Annotated in this window: 18 protein-coding genes; 7 read left to right on the forward strand and 11 right to left on the reverse strand. The window is 64.5% G+C overall.

What is annotated here, in order from left to right; genetic code table 11:
• Together ACTHNZ_RS08880 and ACTHNZ_RS08885 are read right to left on the reverse strand one after the other, a co-directional pair.
• Window positions 1-1038 (reverse strand): GMC family oxidoreductase (locus ACTHNZ_RS08880; RefSeq protein WP_440542137.1); only part of this gene is annotated, 1038 nt, incomplete at its 3' end.
• Window positions 1039-1096: 58 nt separating this feature from the next.
• Window positions 1097-1588, reverse strand: a complete 492-nt coding sequence (locus ACTHNZ_RS08885; protein ID WP_440542138.1) for an Lrp/AsnC family transcriptional regulator — start codon at window positions 1586-1588, stop codon at window positions 1097-1099.
• A gap of 244 nt (window positions 1589-1832) precedes the next feature.
• Between ACTHNZ_RS08885 and ACTHNZ_RS08890 the strand changes: the two genes are divergently transcribed.
• Window positions 1833-2135, forward strand: a complete 303-nt coding sequence (locus ACTHNZ_RS08890; RefSeq protein WP_440542139.1) for a 4a-hydroxytetrahydrobiopterin dehydratase — start codon at window positions 1833-1835, stop codon at window positions 2133-2135.
• Between the two features lie 12 nt (window positions 2136-2147).
• Here the strand turns inward: ACTHNZ_RS08890 and ACTHNZ_RS08895 are convergent, their stop codons facing one another.
• Window positions 2148-2369: a DUF3717 domain-containing protein gene (locus ACTHNZ_RS08895; RefSeq protein ID WP_440542140.1), complete on the reverse strand. Its 222-nt coding sequence runs from the start codon at window positions 2367-2369 to the stop codon at window positions 2148-2150.
• Window positions 2370-2490: 121 nt separating this feature from the next.
• On the opposite strand from ACTHNZ_RS08895, the gene ACTHNZ_RS08900 reads away from it, so the two are divergent.
• Entirely contained in the window at window positions 2491-3177 is a 687-nt protein-coding gene (locus ACTHNZ_RS08900; RefSeq protein ID WP_115534258.1) for a response regulator transcription factor, read from the forward strand.
• 29 nt (window positions 3178-3206) lie between these two features.
• On the forward strand, window positions 3207-4709 hold the full coding sequence (locus ACTHNZ_RS08905; protein WP_440542141.1) for a sensor histidine kinase: 1503 nt from the start codon (window positions 3207-3209) through the stop codon (window positions 4707-4709).
• A 36-nt stretch (window positions 4710-4745) separates the two neighbouring features.
• Here ACTHNZ_RS08905 and ACTHNZ_RS08910 read toward each other — a convergent pair whose 3' ends face one another.
• From ACTHNZ_RS08910 to mnmC, 5 genes are all read right to left on the reverse strand, one after another.
• Window positions 4746-5231, reverse strand: coding sequence for an SET domain-containing protein (locus ACTHNZ_RS08910; RefSeq protein ID WP_440542142.1), 486 nt, complete (start codon window positions 5229-5231; stop codon window positions 4746-4748).
• Window positions 5232-5497: 266 nt separating this feature from the next.
• Window positions 5498-6145: a MarR family winged helix-turn-helix transcriptional regulator gene (locus ACTHNZ_RS08915; RefSeq protein WP_440542143.1), complete on the reverse strand. Its 648-nt coding sequence runs from the start codon at window positions 6143-6145 to the stop codon at window positions 5498-5500.
• A gap of 551 nt (window positions 6146-6696) precedes the next feature.
• Window positions 6697-7815, reverse strand: coding sequence for a YbdK family carboxylate-amine ligase (locus ACTHNZ_RS08920; RefSeq protein ID WP_440542144.1), 1119 nt, complete (start codon window positions 7813-7815; stop codon window positions 6697-6699).
• A 59-nt stretch (window positions 7816-7874) separates the two neighbouring features.
• Window positions 7875-9077: a cation:proton antiporter gene (locus ACTHNZ_RS08925; RefSeq protein WP_440542145.1), complete on the reverse strand. Its 1203-nt coding sequence runs from the start codon at window positions 9075-9077 to the stop codon at window positions 7875-7877.
• Window positions 9078-9923: 846 nt separating this feature from the next.
• Window positions 9924-11924 carry a bifunctional tRNA (5-methylaminomethyl-2-thiouridine)(34)-methyltransferase MnmD/FAD-dependent 5-carboxymethylaminomethyl-2-thiouridine(34) oxidoreductase MnmC gene (gene mnmC / locus ACTHNZ_RS08930; protein WP_440542146.1) on the reverse strand — a complete coding sequence of 667 codons (2001 nt, stop codon included), beginning with the start codon at window positions 11922-11924 and terminating at the stop codon, window positions 9924-9926.
• Between the two features lie 423 nt (window positions 11925-12347).
• Here mnmC and ACTHNZ_RS08935 point away from each other — a divergent pair, with 423 nt between their 5' ends.
• Window positions 12348-12626 (forward strand): HU family DNA-binding protein, encoded by a 279-nt coding sequence (locus tag ACTHNZ_RS08935; RefSeq protein ID WP_074262967.1) that lies wholly within the window; start codon window positions 12348-12350, stop codon window positions 12624-12626.
• 133 nt (window positions 12627-12759) lie between these two features.
• Here the strand turns inward: ACTHNZ_RS08935 and ACTHNZ_RS08940 are convergent, their stop codons facing one another.
• On the reverse strand, window positions 12760-14049 hold the full coding sequence (locus ACTHNZ_RS08940) for a GTP-binding protein (protein WP_440542147.1): 1290 nt from the start codon (window positions 14047-14049) through the stop codon (window positions 12760-12762).
• Window positions 14050-14187: 138 nt separating this feature from the next.
• Window positions 14188-14631, reverse strand: a complete 444-nt coding sequence (locus ACTHNZ_RS08945) for a lytic transglycosylase domain-containing protein (RefSeq protein ID WP_440542148.1) — start codon at window positions 14629-14631, stop codon at window positions 14188-14190.
• Between the two features lie 463 nt (window positions 14632-15094).
• Between ACTHNZ_RS08945 and gspD the strand changes: the two genes are divergently transcribed.
• Genes gspD through gspF form a run of 3 tightly spaced genes read left to right on the forward strand, consistent with a single transcriptional unit; the run spans window position 15095 to window position 20232 of the window.
• The gene (gene gspD / locus ACTHNZ_RS08950) at window positions 15095-17518 is read left to right on the forward strand and encodes a type II secretion system secretin GspD (protein ID WP_440542149.1); all 2424 of its coding nucleotides are present in this window, start codon (window positions 15095-15097) and stop codon (window positions 17516-17518) included.
• 29 nt (window positions 17519-17547) lie between these two features.
• Complete coding sequence (gene gspE / locus ACTHNZ_RS08955; protein ID WP_440542175.1) at window positions 17548-19011, forward strand: type II secretion system ATPase GspE; 1464 nt, start codon at window positions 17548-17550, stop codon at window positions 19009-19011.
• Between the two features lie 3 nt (window positions 19012-19014).
• A complete protein-coding gene (gene gspF / locus ACTHNZ_RS08960; protein WP_440542150.1) occupies window positions 19015-20232 on the forward strand; it encodes a type II secretion system inner membrane protein GspF in 1218 nt (405 codons plus the stop codon).
• A 62-nt stretch (window positions 20233-20294) separates the two neighbouring features.
• On the opposite strand, the gene ACTHNZ_RS08965 is transcribed toward gspF, so the two are convergent.
• Window positions 20295-20708 carry a hypothetical protein gene (locus tag ACTHNZ_RS08965; RefSeq protein WP_440542151.1) on the reverse strand — a complete coding sequence of 138 codons (414 nt, stop codon included), beginning with the start codon at window positions 20706-20708 and terminating at the stop codon, window positions 20295-20297.
• Between the last annotated feature and the right edge of the window lie 8 nt (window positions 20709-20716).

The raw sequence follows: 20716 nt of genomic DNA on the forward strand, positions 1-20716 counted from the left end.
CGGCCCCTTGCGCCACAACGCGTATTGCATGGCGATGAGCGCCTTGCCCCACCAATGTGCCGTCATCGTGTTGAGCGTGCGCACGCCGCGTACGCGATAGGCCATCCGCAATTGAAGATGGTCTTGCAGGTTCTCGCCGACGCCGCGCAGATCGTGCAAAACCTCGATCCCGAGCCGCTGCAGCCGAGCCCCGTTGCCGATGCCGGACAGCTCGAGCAGTTGCGGGGAATTGACGGCACCCGACGCCAACACGACTTCGCCCCGCGCTCGCGCGATGAACTCACGCGTGCCGGGGCTCGGGTCCGTTGCACGGCGGTAGACGACCCCCGTGCAGCGCTTGGCCTCGAACGTGAGGCGTTGGACCTGCGCGCCCGTGACGACGGTGAGGTTCGGCCGCTCGAGCGCGGGGCGTAAAAACGCTTTCGACGCGTTCCAGCGAACGCCGCGCTTTTGGTTGACCTCGAAATAGCCGACGCCGCTGTTGTCGCCGCGATTGAAATCGTCGGTCGCGGGAATTCCGGCCTGCTGCGCGGCCTCGCGAAACGCTTCGAGCACCTGCCATTGGAGCCGCTGCCGCTCGACGCGCCAGGGGCCGCCGGCTCCATGCCAGGGATCGGCGCCGCCGTGATGATCCTCGCTGCGCTTGAACACGGGCAGCACGGCGTCCCAGGACCACGATGAATCGCCCGTCACGCGTGCCCACTCGTCGTAATCCTCGCGCTGTCCGCGCATGTAGATCATGCCGTTGATCGACGAGCTGCCGCCCAGCACGCGCCCGCGCGGATACGCCAGCGAGCGGCCGTTCAGCCCCGCCTCCTCGCCAGTGCGATAGAGCCAATCGGTGCGCGGATTGCCGATGCAATAGAGGTAGCCGACGGGAACGTGAATCCAGTGATAGTCGTCCTTGCCGCCCGCCTCGAGCAAAAGGACACTGACGTCGGCGTCTTCGCTGAGCCGGTTCGCGAGCACGCAGCCCGCGGTGCCCGCGCCGACGATCACATAATCGAACTCGCCTTCGGCAATCGTTTCGCTGATCATGGCGCGCCCCTCCCGCATCGAATGTAAGAAAACCGCCGCGTCGCCCAACCGTACTAGCTTACACAGTCGGCGCCCCGGGCGCGAGATGACCGAGCGGCAACGGGCCGTTGCGCTTGAACGTCGTCAGCACGATGTTCGAGCGCACGCTGTCGACGCCGGGCACGCGCATCAGCTTTTTCATGACGAACGAGGAAAACGTATTGAGATCGGGCGCGACGATCCGCAGCAGATAGTCCGCATCGCCGACGACCGCATGGCATTCGAGCACTTCGGGCAACACGTCGATCTGCTGCTGGAACTGCTCGACGATCGAATCGCCGTGATGCTTCAGCTTTAGGCTCGTGAAGGCGGTCACGCCTAGTCCGAGGTTCTCGGGCCGCAGCACGACTCGGTAGCCGTCGATGACGCCGAGCGATTCGAGCCGCTGCAAGCGCCGGCCGATTTGCGAGGGAGAAAGCGGGACGCGCTCGCCGAGCTGCTGATGCGTTGCCCGTCCGAAGCGCTGCAGCACCTCGAGCAAGGCCAAATCGAAGTGATCGAGCGCTAGCATGAATTTTTTCCGCACGGAAAGACGGAACCGTGCGTAATTATCGCACAGGGCCGCGTGCCGACGCTCGCACTCACCGGCACCGCGGCCGAGCGCACCGGCGGCGGGCTCGCGCGCTCGCCTGCTTGAGCGGCCGCGCCCCAGTTGTGAAAAAATGGCCGAACCGGCATGGGCAGCAAGCGTGCGCTCGCCGCGCGCGCGATCGGCTCGATCCCGCCCCATCGCCCACTGAAAGGAGGTGCGCAAAATGGTTCACAAACTGACATCGGAGGAACGGGCGACTCAGCTGTCGCAGCTCACCGGTTGGCAGGCAGTCACGGGCCGCGACGCGATTCATCGCCAATTCAAGTTCGCCGACTTCAACGAAGCTTTCGGCTTCATGACACGGGTGGCCATCAAGGCGCAGGAAATGAACCACCATCCGGAGTGGTTCAACGTCTATCACACGGTGGACATCACACTGACGACGCACGATGCGCAAGGCGTGACCGAGCGCGACATCGCCCTTGCCCACTTCATCGAGGATGCGGCGCGAAGCATGCGCGCATAAGGGGCGGCGGCCCTACCCGCGCGAGGCGCGCACGTAGGCTTCCCATGCGTCGAGCGCGCCGGCCTCGAGCCCATCCGACGACACGGAAGCCCGACGCTGTACAATCATTAGCGCATACGGCTTGGAGAGTGCGCTAGCCTCCTTGCACAAGCTGAGCTCGTCGCCGCTCGAAGGCGAGCGGGCGCGCCAAAAGTTGATCGCCGCTTCGAGTTCGTTGATCGTGATCTCGGACATGTTAGTGATCGTTGGGGCGCCCGCCGGAGCTTCTCTTGCGGCAGCACGCTTTGCTGTGTGGCGAAGGCATCGCCGGTCGGCGTGCCAGAAATGCGTAATCCATTGTACTTGAGCGAATTCCATGCGACTCCTTCTGATCGAAGACGACCGCCCTATCGCGCGCGGCATCCAAAGCAGCCTCGAACAAGCCGGATTCACGGTCGACATGGTTCATGACGGCATCTTTGCGGAGCAAGCCCTCACGCAAAACCGCCATGAACTCGTCATCCTCGACCTCGGCCTGCCCGGCATCGACGGCATGACGCTGCTCTCGCGCTTTCGGCAGTCGAATCGTCACACGCCCGTGATCGTGCTCACGGCGCGCGACGAATTGAACGATCGCGTACAAGGGCTCAATGCCGGCGCGGACGACTACATGCTCAAGCCGTTCGAGCCCGCGGAGCTCGAAGCGCGCATCCGCGCCGTCATGCGCCGCAGCGGCCCCCACAGCGACATTCCGCGTCCCGAAGTCTCGCTCGGCGGCGTGCGCCTGTCGGGCGTCGATCGCCGCATCTTCAACGACGACAAGCCGCTCGAGCTCTCCCCGCGCGAATTCGCGGTGCTCGAGATGCTGCTGCTGCGCCACGGCCGCGTCGTCAGCAAAGCGCAGTTGCAGGATCATCTGACCCACTTCGGCGGCGATCTCGGCGATACGGCGATCGAAGTCTACGTGCATCGTGTCCGCAAAAAGCTCGAAAACTGCCGCGTCGAAATCGTCACGGTGCGCGGCTTCGGCTATCTGCTGCAGGAAATCCGCCAAGCGTCTTGAACTAAGCCGCTTCGATACGCTCCTTCGCCATGCAGCACGCCGCCGCGACCAGCTTGCGTCGCTCGCTTCTGCGGCGGCTGGCCGCGCCGTTGTCGCTGCTCGCGTTGATGAGCGGCCTCATCGCGTATTGGCTCGCCTGGCAATACACGCAGCACGTCGTCGACCGCTCGCTGGCCGACTTGGCTACCGCGATTTCGAAGCAAATCCAAATCGCGGGCCCTGACGCGCGTTCGACGGTGGCTCCGCTCGCCAAGGCGATGTTCTCCGATCCGAGCGATGAGCTCATCTACCGCATCAGCGACGGTGTGCATGAAATCGCCGGAGAAAGTGCCTTGCCGCTGTTCGGCACGCGCGTGCGCGAGCAGCGGGCGGCCTACGTGTTCGAAGCGCAGTTCGACGGCATGCACGTTCGCGTCGCGCAAGTGCGCGTGCTGCAAGCCACCGGTGATCCGATCATCGTAGAGGTCGCGCAGCCGCTGCGGCACCGCTATCGGATCGCGGCCGAATTTCTCGTGGCGATCATGATGCCGCTGCTGCTGCTGCTCTTCGCGGGCTGGGGCATCGTCTGGCGCGTCGTCAATCAGCAACTCAATCCGTTGACCGCGCTCGCCGATTCGCTGAATCGGCAGACGCACACGTCGCTCGAGCCCGTCGACGAAACCTACGTGCCGATGGAAATCAAGCCGCTGACGAGCGCGATGAATGCGCTGCTCGTGCGGCTGAAGGCGGCGCTCGACGCCCAGCGCAAATTCATCGCCGACGCGGCCCATCAGTTGCGCACGCCGCTCACGGCCGTGAAGCTGCATGCCGAGCAAGCGGCGAACGCACGCGATCCGAACCAAACGCTCGTGGCCGTTCGCGAATTGCGAGCGGCGGCCGATCGTGCCGTGCGGCTCTCGAACCAGCTGCTCTCGCTGGCCAGAGCGGAGCCGGGGGCCCAAACGGCGCGCTTTACGGAACTGGACATCGCCGCGCTTGCGTTCGAGACAGGGGCGGAATGGGTGCCGCGCGCGCTGGCCGCCCACGTCGATCTGGGCTTTCAGCGCTTGGACGGGCCTTCGAACGACAAACCGCTCGTCGTGCGCGGCAACCCTGTGCTGCTGCGTGAGGTCATTGCCAATTTGCTCGACAATGCGCTCAAGTATCTGCCTTCCGCGCGGCTCGATGGGGCGAACGTGACCGTGACGGTCTCGGAAACGGCTGACGAACACGGCACTCGATTGGCGGAGATCGCTGTCGAAGACAACGGCTCGGGGGTGCCGCCGGGCTTGCAGGCCGACCTATTCAAGCGGTTCTTCCGCGGCGATCGCCAAGATACGGCCGACGCCAGCGTCGAGGCCGGCGCCGGTCTCGGCCTCGCAATCGTGCACGACATCATGAATCTGCACGGCGGCAGCGTGCGCTATGAGGACGCCGGCGGCGGCGGTGCTCGATTCGTGTTGCGCGTTCCGCTGGCAAGCGCGGCCCAAATGAGCCGAAGCGCGGAGCAGGCTCCGCCCGCTACCCCGCACGTGCCGCTCGCCGGGCACTAGCCCTCCGTACGCGAGCAACGCGGATAGGCCGGCGCCCTAAGTCTTCCCGTTCTTTTTCTTTTTGCCTTCCTTCGGCGGCTTGGGCGCGAGCATCGTGCCGCGGCACTTGCGTGCGCCGCACCGGCATGCATATTCATCCCTGAGCTTTTTCGTCTGCCGCGCATCGATCACGAGGCCGTAGTCGTAGAACAGTTCTTCGTCGGCTCCGATGTCGCGCAGCGCATGGATGAATACGTGACCATCGACCTCTTCCGCTTCGCAATTGGGTGCGCACGAGTGATTGATCCATCGTGCGCTGTTGCCGTCGACCTTGCCGTCGATGACTCGGCCATCCTCGAGCGCGAAGTAGAACGTGTGGTTCGGCTCTTTCGGGTTGTGCGGATGCCGCCGCAAGGCTTCCTTCCATGAGATGCGCTCACCCTTGTATTCCAGCAGACGCTCGCCCGCTTTCAACGGCACGGCAGCAAATACACCCTTGCCATGCACGCCGGACTGGCGCACGACCAACTTGCGTGAACTCATCGATAAATCCTCAGAGAAGCCTTGATGCCGCGCGCAAGCGGCATTGCGTTTTCGATCGCGGGATGGAAACACGGCGCCCAGGGGGCGCCGCGAGAGGCCATGACGTTGTCAACATCACAAAGCGCCAATCGTACACGGGGACGGCAGCTTCGTTCAACGTCGCTCGTACGAATTTGCGCGATCTTCGTTCATCGCGCGAGGGCAAGCACGTCCCACCCGTTGCCGAATGCCCTATGCGCGGGGCGCGCCGAGATCCGCCGGGCCGATTAGACGGCCGCTTGTGCGAAGATCTTCCAGACCTTCTTTTGCGTCAACGAATCAGCTTCCTCCTGGACCGGGCAGTCGAGCCGCAAGTCGACGTCGCCGATCGCCAGATCGAGCGCCGCGCAGCGATGCGCCGCCTTCTTCGGATTCTTGCTGACCTCGAAGTACTTGCACGTCACGCACATGCGATGCGAAGGAATGTCGCCCTGCATTTCTAGCTGACGAATCATCTTGATCATCGTGCGATAGAACAGCACTTGCTCGTCGTTGCGCAGCGTGCCGATCGCTTCGGCCAAAAACTCGGGCCATTGCTGCGCGCGCTTGGCCGCCGAACGGCCGCGCGCGGTGAGCTTGACGGCCAATGCGCGGGCGTCTTCCGTCGTGCGGCGCTTCTCGACCAGGCCTTTCGCCTCGAGCGTGCTGACGGCGTCGCTCGCCGTGGCTGCCGTGAGCGCCGTTTCGCGAGCGATCTCGCCGAGCCGCAACGGATGCTTGCGCTGCATCAGCAGCACGAGAATCTCGCCCTGCGTCGGGGTGAGCCCTGCGCTTTCGGCCCATTCCCAAGCTTGGCTGCGCATCGCCGTGCTCAACCGCAGCAAGCTGTGCGTCACGCGCCCGGTCGCCTGCTCTCCGTGTACACCTTCGCTCATAGTCTCAGTTCGCTATTTCGCCGTTGACAGCATGCCGCTGCTGATCCGCTTGCCTGCCCTCGCCTGCCTCGTGGCGCCATGGCAGCCCGTGAGACGGCACACTTTTGTCTTCGCGCGTGCCGATTTTACTATTTCGGAAGCGCCTCGCCCGTTCGCACTGCCGTCGGCCGGCCGGCACGAGGCTCGCCTTCTCGAGCCGGCGACAGCGCATATGTTTTACGCCGACGCCGCGTCATCGGTATGACGCGCGATACGGCAGACCCGCCATTTTAAGCGACGAAGGCAAATAGTACAGCTAAGTTATTCAGAGGTCGTTGTGGATAACCCATGTATAACGGGTCGAACCGATTGTGCGGCATTTCTGGATAACGTCGCGGCAAATCGAAATGCCGCTTGAGTTGCCCTCGGCTCATGCCGGTTCCGCACGCGAGAACCGTATGGTTATCTCTCGCGCAGGTACTTGAAGCGCCAATGAAAAATCAAGTTTTCCACAGACGCTTCCGCGCCTTGTTAACTACTACTACGTATGTATACGTTGTTAACGTAAAAAGCTAAACCCCACGCCATCGGATGCACTGCTGACGAACGGCTTCGTGCTGCGACTTCTCTTTCGCGACGATGCCGCGCAACCATGTTGCATCGTTGACTTGGCCTTTCGCGATGTTGCCGATTTCGCGTAATGCCGCCGACGATTGCAACGCATCGCCATGCGGCTCGATCACGCGAAGCGTTTCGAGAATGTCTTCGAATATCGGGCGGCGCTCGCCGGTTTGTGGATTGATGCACGTCCCGCCGAGCCCGAAACGGCAGGCCTCGAACCGGTTGAACGTGTAGACGAGGTAATCGTCCTCCTTGGGCATGAACGGCCGATCGACGAGCAAATGACGCGCGAGCGTCTGGATGTAGCAGGCGATGGCCGCGGCGCGGTCGACCGACAGCGGCGTGTCCATCACGCGCACCTCGATCGTGCCGTAACCGGGTTTGGGCCGAATGTCCCAGTAGAAGTCTTTCATGCTGTTGACGACGCCCGTTGCCACCATCTTCGAAAAATATTCCTCGAAGCCCGACCAGGTCAGCACGAACGGCGCGCGGCCCGACAACGGAAACGCGAACACCGAATTGAGCCGCGCCGAGTGAAAGCCCGTATCGACGCCCTGCACATAGGGAGACGAGGCCGACAGGGCGATGAAGTGCGGGATGAAGCGCGACATCGCATGGAGCAGGAACAGCGCGCTGTCGGGATCGGGGCAGCCGATATGGACGTGCTGCCCGAACACGGTGAACTGCTTGGCCAAATAGCCGTAGAGCTCCGACAGGTATTGAAAGCGCGGCGCATCGAAGATCTGCCGCTCGCTCCATTGCTGAAACGCATGCGTGCCGCCGCCGGCCAGGCCGACATTGAGGTGGTCGGCTGCCGACACGAGCGTATCGCGCAGCGTGCGCAGTTGCGAGAGCGCTTCCTCGTGCGAATTGCAGATGCCCGTCGAGAGCTCGATCATGCTCTCGGTGATTTCAGGCGTGATGTTGCCGGGAATCTTCTGATCCTTGACGAGCCGCATGAGATCGGAGGCGGCTTTGGTCAGGTCGTAGTCATGCGTGTTGACGACCTGGATCTCGAGCTCGACGCCGAACGTGAACGGCTTGGAATTGACGAACGGTTCAAGTGCCATGATGTTTTTTCCTTCGGCTGGCCGATGGGGGGTGGGCCCATTCGGGCTTGCGAGCGGCCTTACGCGCGCCGCTCGCCGACGAGCGCGAGCGAGCGGTAGACGAGCCAGGGGCCGACCAATTGCAGAACGACGACGGCGCACATCACGACCGCACGCAGCGTCGGATCGAAGCTCGGGTACAGCGCGTAGGTATCGTCGACGAGCAAATAGGCGAGCGCCGACATCGGCGAGAGCGACAAGCCGAGCGCTACCCCCTGCTTCCAGCCGATGCCGCTCGGCTTGGCGAACGCGAGCACGCCGACGAGCTTGCCGACGAAGCGCGCGACGATGAGCAGCAGCGCCGCCACGCCGCCGAGGGCGATGTCGCGCCATTCGAACGCGGTCAGCGTGAGCACGAACAAGATCACCGTGAGCAGCCAGCCGGCCGTGCCGAAATGCTCGGGCCAAAGCTGCGGCTTCGCCTCGAGATTCTTCACGATGATGCCGGCGGCGAGCAGGCTCAGGATCGTCGATAGGTTGAACAAGTGCGCGATCGCAATGGCCAGCAGCACGAGGCCGAACAGCGCGACGAACGAATGCTCGTCCTGCACCTGCATCGAACGATAGAAGAACGTGCAGGCCTTGGCGAGCAGATACGCGAGCACGAGCGAACCGATGAGCAGGTACAGCGGCTGGATGATCGTGGCGAACACGTTGCCGTAGACCTCCTGGTGCAGCCAGCCCGAGGCGATCTTCTCGATCACGACCGCATACATGCTGTTCAGCGCCGTCAGCGTCAGCAGACGCTGCGTGACCTGCCCTTCCGCGCGGAGCTCGGTTTTGAGCTGGATCACCATTGCCGGCGAGGTCGACATCGCAATCGCGGCGATGACGGTTGCGACCGGCGCGCCGATATGGGCGAACAGCAGCGCCGCGAGCACGAGCACGAACGTCAGCGTTGCCTCGGCCAGGCTCGATGCAACGAGCCAGGGGTTTCGGCGGATCCAGCGCAAATCGAGCCGGCTACCGAGCTCGAACAGCAACAGGCCGAGCGCGACGTCGAGCAGAAGGCGCAGCGTGCCGCCCGAGCCGACGTTGATCGCGCCGAAGCCCGATGCGCCGGCGATGAGGCCGATCACGGCATAGCCGGAGACGCGCGGCAGCCGCCACGCACGATAGCAAAGCTCGCCGAGCAGTCCCGCGACGAGCAAGGCGAGCCCGGCCCAAAACACGGCGTCGGGCACGAACGGCCAATGCGGAAGAAAGGAACACGCCGATTTCATCTGATAGCTGCTCCTTTACGGACGCGCCGGCGAGGCATGGCCCCGCTTCCGGCTCGTTCTCGTGGTTTGCTGATCCGCTCTTGCGGCGATCTGCCGCGACGCGGACGGAAAAAGAGTGATTGCCGGCGGCTTGGCAAAGGCCTGCCGTGGCGATTGAACGTGTCCGATGCGATGCGCGCCGCCGAGCGCTCTGGCAGAGCGCGGCGCGTGCCCGGCACGACGCAGCGAGGTTTGGCGACGCTGACGCTCGGCTCGGCAACAGGCCTTGCCATCCACATCGTCCCATCGGCGCAGGCGATCTGCGGTGCGCCGCCATGCAACTTGTGCAAAAGGAACACGGATTGTGCCATACGTTGCCTTCAACACGCACGATTGTTCATCGATCAGCCTGCATTCCGGTACAAAGGACTCGTAATTTCGTATTGCGGAGGAAAAATGGCCGATTTCGTGGAGCTAAGCAAGTCATCCGGGTGGACAACCGTGAATCGCGGCAGGCGGTCGTTGCGCTTGGACAGCTCGGACCGGCGAGCGTGCGAGGTGGGTTAGGGTTTACTGTTTACGTATGTATACGTAGTAGCAGTTAACAAAGGCGCCCCCACGCTGTGCACAACGCCTGTTTACCGAATCGGATCAAGGCGTTGGCGAATGCATAACCGCATGGGCAGCATGTGCGGGGCGCACGGCTTGCGAGGCATAACTTTTCGCCGAAGCGAGGGCCGCGCAAGTTGTCCCGAATGCGTCCACATCGAGCACACACGAATTTCACCTCGGTTTCACCTGCTTATCCACATCTTGCGGTGGACAACTTGGCGGATCAGGCCGGAGTATCGTCCGCATGCAACGGACTCATTCCCGATCGAGTGCGCCTTGCCGCAATGCGCGTAGCAGATATCGGGCTGGGTCGAGCGCTTCGGCGAGATCGCGCTCGAGCGGCCACGGCTCCCCCTCGAGCTGGGAGGCGACGAGCTCGGCGCCGAGCGAGGCCCAAACGAGCCCCCTCGAGCCGAATGCGAAGCTGCCGTAAAGTCCGGGCGCGCGCGGCAGATCGAGGGGCCACGCACCGCGCAGCGAAGCCGCCTGCTCTTTGCTCGCGGCTTCGTCGGCAAGCGAGCCGATCATCGGCAGACGATCGCTCGTCACGCAGCGAAAGGCCACGCGGCCCGTCAACGCCGCGGGATCGATGCACGCGTCCGCTTGCGTGCTGCTCTCGCCGCTGCGTACTGCCGTCCCGAAAGCCGGAGACAAGCGTGCGAGACGCGCGAGATTTTCGGCATGGCTGGCGGCACGCAGATCATCTCCCGTGTCGTCGATGTCATAGGTTGCGCCCGTCAACAGGCCATCCGTGAGCGGAATGGCGTAGCCGTCGCCGATGATGGGCACGCGCAAACCCGATGCGGCCGCCGCCGGCAGACGCGTCAATTGGCCGCGAACGACGCGCACAGGCGTGTGCGCCAGGCCGGCCAGGCGTGCCGCGTCGCGAGCATTGGCGAAGACGACGACACTCGCGCGCGCGATGACCTGGGCGTGCTTATCGATGACGCTCCAAGCGTCCCCGTCGCGCGCGACGCGCTCGGCTTCGCTGCCGGTACGCCAAGCGATTGCGTCGCCGGCATTGGCGCAGAGCGCCGCGCAAAGTGCGGCCGGGTCGAGCGAGCCGCCTTGCGGATAAAAGCATCCGCCGCGTGCGACGGGCACGCCGGCCGCCGATCGAGCTTCCGCGGTCGACATCGTTCGGACGAGCTCCGGTGAATACCCGAGCGATTCGATGGCCTGTGCGAGCGCGCGTAGCTCGTCTTCGTCGCAGGCGATTTGCAGCAGGCCGGCTCTCGTGCGCGCGAACGCGTAGCCGGCGCGCTCGAGCGCTTGCCATCGCGCGAGCGCATGCTCGAAGCCGGCGCGCGTGATTTTCGACGCGACGCTGTCGTCACGCGAAAGCAAGGGATGGAAGACGCCGGCCGGATTGCCTGACGCTTCGCAGCCGGCACGGGCGTGGCGCTCGACGATCGTAACGCGCCACCCGCGTGCCGCGAGCCGATCGGCCAGCGCGCACCCGGCCAGCCCGGCTCCGATCACGACTGCGTGGCGCTCGTTCGTCGCGAACGGCAGCGGCGGTTCGTGGCGCCGCACGCGCCAGCGCGGCGCGAAGCGGCCGACGAGCATCGCGCGCTTGCCGGCGAAGCCCTCCGTCTTCGTACATTCGAATCCCGCCTCCGTCAGTCCCCGCCGGACCTCGCCGGCGCACGTGTAGGTGGCGAGCGTGGCGCCTTCGCCCGCTAGCCGCGCCAGGCCCTTGAATACGGGCGGCGACCACAAGTCCGGGTTCTTCGCCGGCGAGAAGCCGTCCAGGTAGAACGCATCGGCGCGCAGCCAAAGCTTGGGCAGCAGCTCGAGCGCGTCGCCGAAAGCGATCGTCAGCGTCACTTGCCCGCCTTCGAATTCGAGGCGGTGCAAACCCGGCGTCAACATCGGCCAAGACTGCGTCAACTGCTGGCAAAGCGGAGCAACCGTTGCGTCTGCAACCATGCGTGCGTGCAGTTCGCGCAGATCGTGCGCACTGAAAGGGTGTTTTTCGATCGAAACGAACGCGAGCCGCTCGCAGCGGCCGGGATCGGCACGCCAGGCCGCCCACGTTGCGAGAAAGTTGCCGCCGATGCCGAAGCCGGTCTCGACGATCGTGAAAAGGCGCCGTCCATGCCAGCGCGCGGGCAGTGCGTTTCCGTCCAGGAAAACGTGCTCGGCTTGGGCGAAAGCGCCTGCCGTGCTGTGGTAGATGTCGCCGTAAGCCGGGGAAAACGGCGTGCCATCCTCGCGAAAGGCCAAGATGGCGGGGGTCAGCGTTGAAGTCATCGGAAGACGAAAACTGTGGGAAGCAAGCAGCCCGGACCTAAGGGGCAACCCTAATCCTTGTGCGCGAGATGTTGCCTATCGGCGGCAAACCCAAGCCCAGCAAGGCTTTGCGAACGTTGGCAAAATCCAACGACATACCGCTCCAACGTCGCGAACCCCTTGGCAGCAGGGGTTCGCGAGTATGACAATGCTCAAACCCAGCGCCGACAAGGCTTGCGCGCGTTAAATTCTTTGAGAGCCTTGCCGTTATTGGGTTTGCGCTGAGCTATCATAGCAAGCGCCGCACGGCCGTAGCGCCAGGGGGTTCAGCGCGACCGAGCGGCGCACGCTTCGCCACAGCTACTCGACGGCACAGCTTGCGTACGTATAATTCGGCGCGTTTGCGCTGTCCGTGTCACTTCAATCTGATAAAGAGGAACGTTAATGAACAAACAGGAACTGATCGACGCCGTCGCAGGTCAGACGGGCGCCAGCAAGGCTCAAACCGGCGAAACGCTCGACACGCTGCTCGAAGTGATCAAGAAGGCAGTGTCCAAGGGCGACGCGGTGCAGCTCATCGGCTTCGGCAGCTTCGGCTCCGGCAAGCGCGCAGCGCGCACGGGCCGCAACCCCAAGACGGGCGAGACCATCAAGATCCCGGCAGCCAAGACTGTCAAGTTCACGGCTGGCAAGGCGTTCAAGGATGCCGTCAACAAGCGCTGAGCCCGTATCGGCCCAATGCGGCCCGGCTTGACGTTTTGTCGATACCCGCCAACGGCGGGTTTTTTTTCGCGATCCGGAGTGGGTGCTTCAGCACCTTACTCCGGTAGCCCAGGCCTCGTCCGTGGGCGTTGGATCAATGGACGATCTGCCCTTCGTCGTCGCCTTCGTGGTCGTCCGCGTCGAGATCCCAGGCCGGGAACGGATCGGCCAGGGTCGCCCAGCCTTGGGGGCCGAGCGCGTATTCGTCGTCGGTCAGCAGGCACGCGTCGAATTTCGCTCGCCAGCGCTCGGCATCGAGCGAAACACCGATCAGCACGAGTTCCTGTCGGCGGTCGCCGATCGTCGCGTCATCGGGCGAGCCATGCCAATCGGCCGCGATTTCCTCGCGCAGCTCGTCGTCCTCCGGCCATTCGTCGCGCGGCTGAGCCGCCCACCACATGCCGGCCGGGCCATGACGGCACACGCCGCCGGCCTGAGAGAGCGAGCCTGCCACGTCGTTGCGCGTGGGGAGCCAGAAAAATCCCTTGCTGCGCAGGACGCCCTGCCATTGCTCGTGCAGCAGCGCCCACAAACGCTGAGGATGAAACGGCCGGCGCGCGCGGTAGACGAAGCTGCCGATCCCGTACTGATCGGCCTCGCTGACGTGCGAATGACCGTGTTCATGGTCATGATCATGATCGTGGCCGTGCTCGAGCGAGGCGAGCCAGCCGGGCGCGCCGGCCGCCGCCTCGAAATCGAAGCGCTTCGTATCGATGAGTTCGGCGAGCGGCACGTTGCCGAAGCGGCTCACGATCTGAACCGCGCGCGGATTGAGCCGCGCCAAGATGCGTTCGAGCCGCACGAGGGCGTCGGCATCGACGAGATCGGCCTTGTTGACGACGAGCACGTCGCAAAATTCGATCTGTTCGATCAGCAATTCGACGATCGTTCGATCGTCGTCTTCGCTCGCCGCGAGGCCACGCTCGGCGAGCGCTTCGGCCGACGCGTAATCGCGCAAGAAATTGAAAGCGTCCACCACGGTCACCATCGTGTCGAGCCGCGCGACGTCGGCCAGCGTCCGGCCTTCGTCGTCGGTGAACGCGAACGTTTCGGCGATCGGCATCGGCTCGGCGATACCGGTCGATTCGATCAAGATCGCGTCGAAGCGGCCTTCGCCGGCGAGCCGGTGGATTTCCGCGAGTAGGTCGTCGCGCAGCGTGCAGCAGATGCAGCCGTTCGAAAGCTCGACGAGCCGTTCCTCGACGTGCGACAGCGAGGCGGCATCCTTCACGAGCGACGCATCGATGTTGACGGCCGCGAGATCGTTGACGATGACGGCGACGCGCAGGCCCGCGCGGTTCGCGAGAATGTGGTTGAGCAGCGTGGTCTTACCCGCTCCGAGAAAGCCGGAGAGCACGGTGACGGGCACAGGCGGATGGTTCATTGGAGTCGACATCGGATGAGGCGACGGCGCGAAAACGCCGCCGCATGAAAGGCGTAGGGAGCATTGTGCACCAAACGCCCGGGCTCCATCCGAGCCGCGGTAAGCCGGCAGCGCCGGCCGGCGCGTGCCGCGCGGCGCTCAGCGCTGCGCCTGCAGCAGCTTCCAGTGCGAGAGGATCTCGATGATTTGATGCGCGTAATGGTCGCGCAAGGATGGCGTTTCGGAATGGTATGCGCCGACGGCGGCCCAGGTGTTGCCGTACTTGTTCATCTTTTGCCGCAGATGCCAAGCGGCGATGTAGACGCTCTTGCAGGGCTCCATCAGCGTGTCGGTGGAAATGCCGTATTGGGCCAGCCGGGGCAGATGGATCGAGTTGATCTGCATGAGCCCGTAATCGGTCGATCCGTTCGCGTTCTTGTGCAAGGCATCCGGATGGTTGTGCGATTCTTGCCAGGCGATCGCGCGCAGGATCAGCGGGTTGACCTTCTGGTAGCGCGCAGCTTCGTCGAAGCAGTCCGCGCGCGCGTTCGCGCACGCGAACGACGCGAGCCACGCTGCCAAGAAAAGAACTGTCCGTTTCATCGTTCGAGAGCCTTCTTCGACGGAACTACCCTTTTATTTCGCGACGCGCGCCGCTCGTCCCGGCCAGGTCGAGCGCTGCGCGGGCAGGCTCGGGAAAACCCGAGCCTGCCGTTCGATTCAGTCGAATTATTCGCCCGTATCATACCGGGTGCAGATCGACTGCCGCAGCATGCCGTCCGACATCACCGATCCCTTGGCCGACGGAAGGGGTACGGCATGCCGTGCACGCCGTGCAGATTATCGTGGACTTGCCGGCGCGATCGTCTTAATCGAGAATTTTCTGACCTAAAAGCGAAGCGTTGTTCGAGGCTTCGTGATTAATCGGACACAAAAAACTGCTAATGTTCGTCTTCTTGAGAGGCGAAACGAACATCTGACACCGATATCGATACCGAGCGGGCTGATCGGTTTTCGCGTGCCGCTATCGCCTCTGGCAGGCACTTTCGCATTGAACCTATCTTCCATGACAAGAAATCGTATGGCACTGCGCCGCATCGCTACCGCGCTCCTGATGGCCGGGTTCATGACCGCGCAAGCCGCGCACGCCGAAGTCACGCTGAACTTCGTGAACGCGGACATCGATCAGGTGGCCAAGGCGATCGGCGCCGCGACGAACAAGACGATCATCGTCGATCCTCGCGTCAAGGGGCAGCTGAACCTCGTGTCCGAAAACCCGGTTCCGGAGGAGCAAGCGCTGAAGACGCTCGAAGCGGCGCTGCGCATGCAAGGGTTCGCGCTCGTGCAGGATCATGGCGTGCTCAAGGTGCTGCCCGAAGCCGACGCGAAGCTGCAAGGCGCGCCGACCTACGTGGGCAACAAGCCGCAGGCGCGCGGCGATCAAGTCATCACGCAGGTATTCGAACTGCATCACGAATCGGCCAACAACCTGCTGCCCGTGCTGCGGCCGCTGATTTCGCCGAACAACACGATTGCTGCTTATCCCGCCAACAACACGCTCGTCGTGACCGATTATGCCGATAACGTGCGCCGAATCGCCGCGATCATCGCCGGCGTGGACAACGCGGCGGGACAGCAGGTCGTCGTCGTGCCGTTGAAGAACGCGAATGCGCTCGATCTCGAGCCGCAGTTGGCCAAGCTCTTGGATCCGGGCACGATCGGCAGCACCGACGCCACGCTGAAGGTGTCGGTCCTCGCGGATGCCCGCACGAACTCGCTCATGCTGCGCGCATCGAACGGAGCGCGGCTCGAAGCGGCGAAAAAACTCGTTCAGCAGCTCGATGCGCCGAGCTCCGAGCCCGGCAACATGCACGTCGTCCACCTCCGCAACGCGAGTGCCGTCACGCTCGCGAAGACGCTGCGGGGAATGCTCGGCAAGGGGGGAAGCTCCGGCAACAGCGCCGAGTCGAGCAACGCCAGCGCGTTCAGCCAAGGCAATTCGGGTGGAAGCTCGACGTCGACGGGCACGAGCGGCACCCCGCCGCTGCCTTCGTCGTATGCGGGCGGCGGCAGTTCGCTCGGCGGCGGCAGCTCCCTATCGAACTCGAGCAGCGGCGGTTTGGGCAGCGCGGGTGGCAGCAGCAACAACGGCGGCTTCGGCGACAAGCAAGGCGAGAGCAGCGACGACAATCAGCCCGGCGGCATGATCCAGGCCGATGCAGCCACGAATTCGCTGATCATCACCGCGTCGGACCCGGTCTATCGGAATCTGCGCTCCGTGATCGATCAGCTCGACAAGCGCCGTGCGCAGGTTTACATCGAAGCGCTCGTCGTCGAATTGAACTCCACCCGTGCCGGCAATCTCGGTATTCAGTGGCAGGTCGCGAGCGGCAACCTATTGGCCGGCACCAATCTCGCCAGCGCGGCCGGCAACGTCGCGAGCTCGAACATCCTCGGCGTGACGGCGGGGCTGGCGGCCCCGGCCGCGAACGGCGGGGGCGTGGCGTCGCTGCCGACCACCCTCACTCAGGGGCTGAACATCGGGTGGCTGCACGACATGTTCGGCGTGCAAGGCCTCGGCGGGCTGCTCCAATACTTTGCCGGCGTGAGCGATGCGAACGTGTTGTCGACGCCGAACCTCATCACGCTCGACAACGAGGACGCGAAGATCGTCGTCGGCCAGAACGTGCCGATTCCCACGGGTTCGTATCAAAGCTTGACGACGGGCACGGCCGGCACGGCGTTCAACACGTACGACCGCCGCGACGTGGGCCTGACGCTGCACGTGAGGCCGCAAATCACGGCCGGCGGCATCCTCAAGCTCCAGCTCTACACGGAAGATTCATCGGTCGTCGGCAACATCGCGAGCCAAACCACGAATTCGCCGGGCCCGACGTTCAACATCCGCTCGATCCAATCGACGGTGCTGGCGGACAACGGCGAGATCATCGTGCTGGGCGGCTTGATGCAGGACAACTATCAGGTCTCGAACAGCAAGGTGCCGCTGCTCGGCGACATCCCGTGGATCGGTCAGCTGTTCCGCTCGGAAACGAAGCAGCGGCAGAAAACCAACCTCATGGTGTTTTTGCGCCCCGTGATCATCGGCGACAGCGATACCGCGCAGGAAATCACGGCCAACCGCTACAACTACGTGCAGGGATTGACGGACGGCTATCGCTCGGACAACAACGTCATGCGCGACAAGGACTTCCCGGTGGTGCCGCCGATGCCGGCCGGCCCGAGCCAGGGTGCGGCACCCGCGGCGAATCTGTTCGATCTGAGGCAGATGACGCATCAGCCGGCGCCTTCTCAACCGCAGCCGCAGCCGCAGCCTCCGGCCGCCCAGCCGCAGGCCGTGCCGCAGCAAGCACCGCAAGCCGTCCCACAAGCACCGCAGGCGGTGCCGCTGCAGCCTGAGCCGCCGCAATCCCTCTCACCGCAGAGCGCGCCGCAGCAGCCGCAGACGGCCGCGCCGGGAGCATCGCAGTGAGCGACGCATCGGGTTCTTCGATCGACGGCATGTCGGGGGGACGCCAGCCGCCCTCGGCGCTCGCGGCGCGGCTCGTGCCCTACGTCTTCGCCCGCAACGGCCAGATCCTCGTCGCGCATCAGCGCGCCGAGGGTATCGAAGTGTGGATCAGCGATCGCACGAGCCAGGCGGCGCTCGCGGAGGTCGCGCGCAACTTCGGCGCGCTGACGGCCGTGCGGCTACCGGCCGAGGAACTCGCGCAGGCGATCAACCAAGCCTACGAGCGCAACGACGGCAGCGCCGCGCAAGTCGTCGGCGAGGTGGAGGGCGAAGTCGATCTTTCGCGGCTGATGCAAGACATCCCCGAAGTCGAGGACTTGCTCGAATCCGAGGACGACGCGCCGATCATCCGCATGATCAACGCGTTGCTCACTCAAGCGGCGCGCGAACATGCGTCGGATATTCACATCGAGCCGTTCGAGAACGCGTCGGTCGTGCGGTTTCGCGTCGACGGCACGCTGCGCGATGTCGTGCGTCCGAAGAAGGCGCTGCACGGCGCCCTGATCTCGCGCATCAAGATCATGGCGCAGCTCGACATCGCCGAAAAGCGGCTGCCTCAGGACGGCCGGATCACGCTGCGCGTGGGCGGCCGCGCCGTCGACGTGCGGGTGTCGACGCTACCGACCGGCCACGGCGAACGCGCGGTGCTGCGTCTGCTCGAAAAGGACGCGCAGCATTTGAATCTCGAAGCGCTCGGCATGGGGCCCGATACGCTCGTGCAGTTCGACAAACTGATTTCGCGGCCGCACGGCATCGTGCTCGTGACGGGGCCGACGGGCTCGGGTAAGACGACGACGCTGTATGCGTCGCTCGCCCGCTTGGAAACGGCAACGACGAACATCATGACCGTCGAGGACCCGATCGAATACGATCTGCCGGGCATCGGCCAGACACAGGTCAACGAGCGGATCGGGATGACGTTCGCGCGCGCCCTGCGTTCGATTCTGCGGCAAGATCCGGACATCATCATGATCGGTGAAATCCGCGACTTGGAAACAGCGCAGATCGCGGTGCAGGCATCGCTCACGGGCCACTTGGTGCTGGCGACGCTGCACACGAACGACGCGGCCTCGGCCGTGACGCGCTTGACCGACATGGGCGTCGAGCCGTACTTGCTCGCGTCGTCGCTGCTCGGCGTGCTCGCGCAGCGGCTCGTGCGGCGCCTGTGCCCCGTGTGCAAGGAAGAGCGCGTCGAAGAAGGCCGCGCGCAATGGCATCCGGTCGGATGCGACAAGTGCGCGAGGTCGGGCTATTCGGGGCGGCGTGGCGTGTACGAGCTGCTGACCATCGACGATGCGATCCGAGCGATGATCCATCACAACGCGGCCGATGCCGAGATTTTGGCAGCGGGGCGCGCGCAAGGCATGCGCACGCTGCGCGAGGATGCGGAGCGCTGGCTGTCCTCGGGCCTCACCTCGCTCGAGGAAGTGATTCGCGTCACGGGCGGGGTATAGCGCATGCCGGCCTTTCGCTTCGAAGCGATCGATACGGCGGGGCGCGCGCAAAAGGGTGTGCTCGATGCGGACAGCGCACGCTCGGCCCGCGCCCAGTTGCGCACGCAAGGGCTCACGCCGCTCGTGGTGGAGCCGGCCGGCAGCGCCGCGCGCGGGGAACGCACGCGGCGGCTGTCGCTCGGCCGCAAGCTGTCCTCGCGCGAGCAGGCAATCCTCACGCGCCAGCTCGCGAGCTTGTTGACGGCGGGGCTGCCGCTCGACGAAGCGCTCGCCGTCTTGACCGATCAAGCCGAGCGCGACTACATTCGCGAGCTCGTCGCGGCGATCCGCGCCGAGGTCCTCGGCGGCCATTCGCTCGCCAATGCGCTCGCGCAGCACCCGCGCGATTTTCCGGATATCTATCGCGCGCTCGTCGCGGCCGGCGAGCACACGGGCAAGCTCGGCCTCGTGCTCTCGCGATTGGCCGATTACATCGAGCAGCGCAATGCGCTTTCGCAGAAGATCGTGCTTGCGTTTACGTATCCGGCGATCGTCACGCTGATCGCGTTCGGGATCGTCACGTTCCTGCTCAGCTACGTCGTGCCGCAGGTCGTCAACGTGTTCGCCACCACGAAGCAACAGCTGCCCGTCATCACCGTGATGATGATGGCGCTGTCCGGCTTCGTTCGTCACTGGTGGTGGGCGGTGCTCATCGGCGTCGTCATCGTCGTCTACGCGGCGCGCGCGATTTTGTCGCAGACGGGCCCGCGCCTTTCGTTCGACCGCTGGCTGCTGACGGCGCCGCTCGTGGGCAAGCTCGTGCGCGGCTACAACACCGTGCGCTTCGCGAGCACGCTCGCGATTCTGACGGCAGCCGGCGTGCCGATTCTGCGCGCGCTGCAGGCGGCCGGCGAGACGCTGAACAATCGTGCGATGCGCAACAACGTCGACGATGCGATCGTGCGTGTGCGCGAGGGCACGTCGCTGTCGCGGGCGCTCGGCAACACGAAGACGTTTCCGCCCGTGCTCGTGCACTTGATTCGCTCGGGCGAAGCGACGGGCGATGTGACGACGATGCTCGACCGTGCGTCGGAAGGCGAAGCAAGCGAACTCGAGCGCCGCACGATGTTTCTAACGAGCTTGCTCGAGCCGTTGTTGATTCTGGCGATGGGAGGTGTCGTGCTCGTGATCGTGCTCGCCGTGATGCTGCCGATCATCGATCTGAACAACATGGTGCAGTAGCGCGGCAGCGGGCGCCGTGCGGGCATTCCGAGCGCTTCGAGCGGTGCGGACGCCGGCGCGGCTCAACGCACGTAGATGGTGGGGCCGCCTGCGTTGGGTGCCAATGGGACTTCCGAGCGCACGCCGTTGTGATCGATGATGATCGAGCGGGCGTGCACTTCGGCGAGCGTCGTGCCGTCGGTGATCTTGCTGCCGAGTGCGATGGCGCGAGCCGGCTCGTCGCCCACGCCGACGATCGCCGCGGCGCCTTCGCGCAGGGCGAGGATGCCGACGAGCTTGATGTTGCGATTGACCTCGTGCGTGAGCTTGCCGCCGAACAGCGCCGCGGCGTCCTCCACGGATGCGCTCGGCGCGACGGCGGCAGCTTGCGGTGCCGGCGGCGGATGCGCGGTGAGCACGACGATCCAATACGTGAGCGTCGCGCAGAAAACCGCGAACAGCGCGAACGACAGTAGGCGGATTTGAAGTGTATTCATGCGTGTCA

Source organism: Trinickia sp., assembly GCF_051953955.1.
Taxonomy (GTDB): Bacteria; Pseudomonadota; Gammaproteobacteria; order Burkholderiales; family Burkholderiaceae; genus Trinickia.

Bases quoted from the DNA above. Each gene is read 5' to 3' on its own strand.
- ACTHNZ_RS08885 (WP_440542138.1), bottom strand. From the start codon at position 1,588: ATGCTAGCGCTCGATCACTTCGATTTGGCCTTGCTCGAGGTGCTGCAG.
- ACTHNZ_RS08890 (WP_440542139.1), top strand. From the start codon at position 1,833: ATGGTTCACAAACTGACATCGGAGGAACGGGCGACTCAGCTGTCGCAG.
- ACTHNZ_RS08895 (WP_440542140.1), bottom strand. From the start codon at position 2,369: ATGTCCGAGATCACGATCAACGAACTCGAAGCGGCGATCAACTTTTGG.
- ACTHNZ_RS08900 (WP_115534258.1), top strand. From the start codon at position 2,491: ATGCGACTCCTTCTGATCGAAGACGACCGCCCTATCGCGCGCGGCATC.
- ACTHNZ_RS08905 (WP_440542141.1), top strand. From the start codon at position 3,207: ATGCAGCACGCCGCCGCGACCAGCTTGCGTCGCTCGCTTCTGCGGCGG.
- ACTHNZ_RS08910 (WP_440542142.1), bottom strand. From the start codon at position 5,231: ATGAGTTCACGCAAGTTGGTCGTGCGCCAGTCCGGCGTGCATGGCAAG.
- ACTHNZ_RS08915 (WP_440542143.1), bottom strand. From the start codon at position 6,145: ATGAGCGAAGGTGTACACGGAGAGCAGGCGACCGGGCGCGTGACGCAC.
- ACTHNZ_RS08920 (WP_440542144.1), bottom strand. From the start codon at position 7,815: ATGGCACTTGAACCGTTCGTCAATTCCAAGCCGTTCACGTTCGGCGTC.
- ACTHNZ_RS08925 (WP_440542145.1), bottom strand. From the start codon at position 9,077: ATGAAATCGGCGTGTTCCTTTCTTCCGCATTGGCCGTTCGTGCCCGAC.
- mnmC (WP_440542146.1), bottom strand. From the start codon at position 11,924: ATGACTTCAACGCTGACCCCCGCCATCTTGGCCTTTCGCGAGGATGGC.
- ACTHNZ_RS08935 (WP_074262967.1), top strand. From the start codon at position 12,348: ATGAACAAACAGGAACTGATCGACGCCGTCGCAGGTCAGACGGGCGCC.
- ACTHNZ_RS08940 (WP_440542147.1), bottom strand. From the start codon at position 14,049: ATGAACCATCCGCCTGTGCCCGTCACCGTGCTCTCCGGCTTTCTCGGA.
- ACTHNZ_RS08945 (WP_440542148.1), bottom strand. From the start codon at position 14,631: ATGAAACGGACAGTTCTTTTCTTGGCAGCGTGGCTCGCGTCGTTCGCG.
- gspD (WP_440542149.1), top strand. From the start codon at position 15,095: ATGACAAGAAATCGTATGGCACTGCGCCGCATCGCTACCGCGCTCCTG.
- gspE (WP_440542175.1), top strand. From the start codon at position 17,548: ATGTCGGGGGGACGCCAGCCGCCCTCGGCGCTCGCGGCGCGGCTCGTG.
- gspF (WP_440542150.1), top strand. From the start codon at position 19,015: ATGCCGGCCTTTCGCTTCGAAGCGATCGATACGGCGGGGCGCGCGCAA.
- ACTHNZ_RS08965 (WP_440542151.1), bottom strand. From the start codon at position 20,708: ATGAATACACTTCAAATCCGCCTACTGTCGTTCGCGCTGTTCGCGGTT.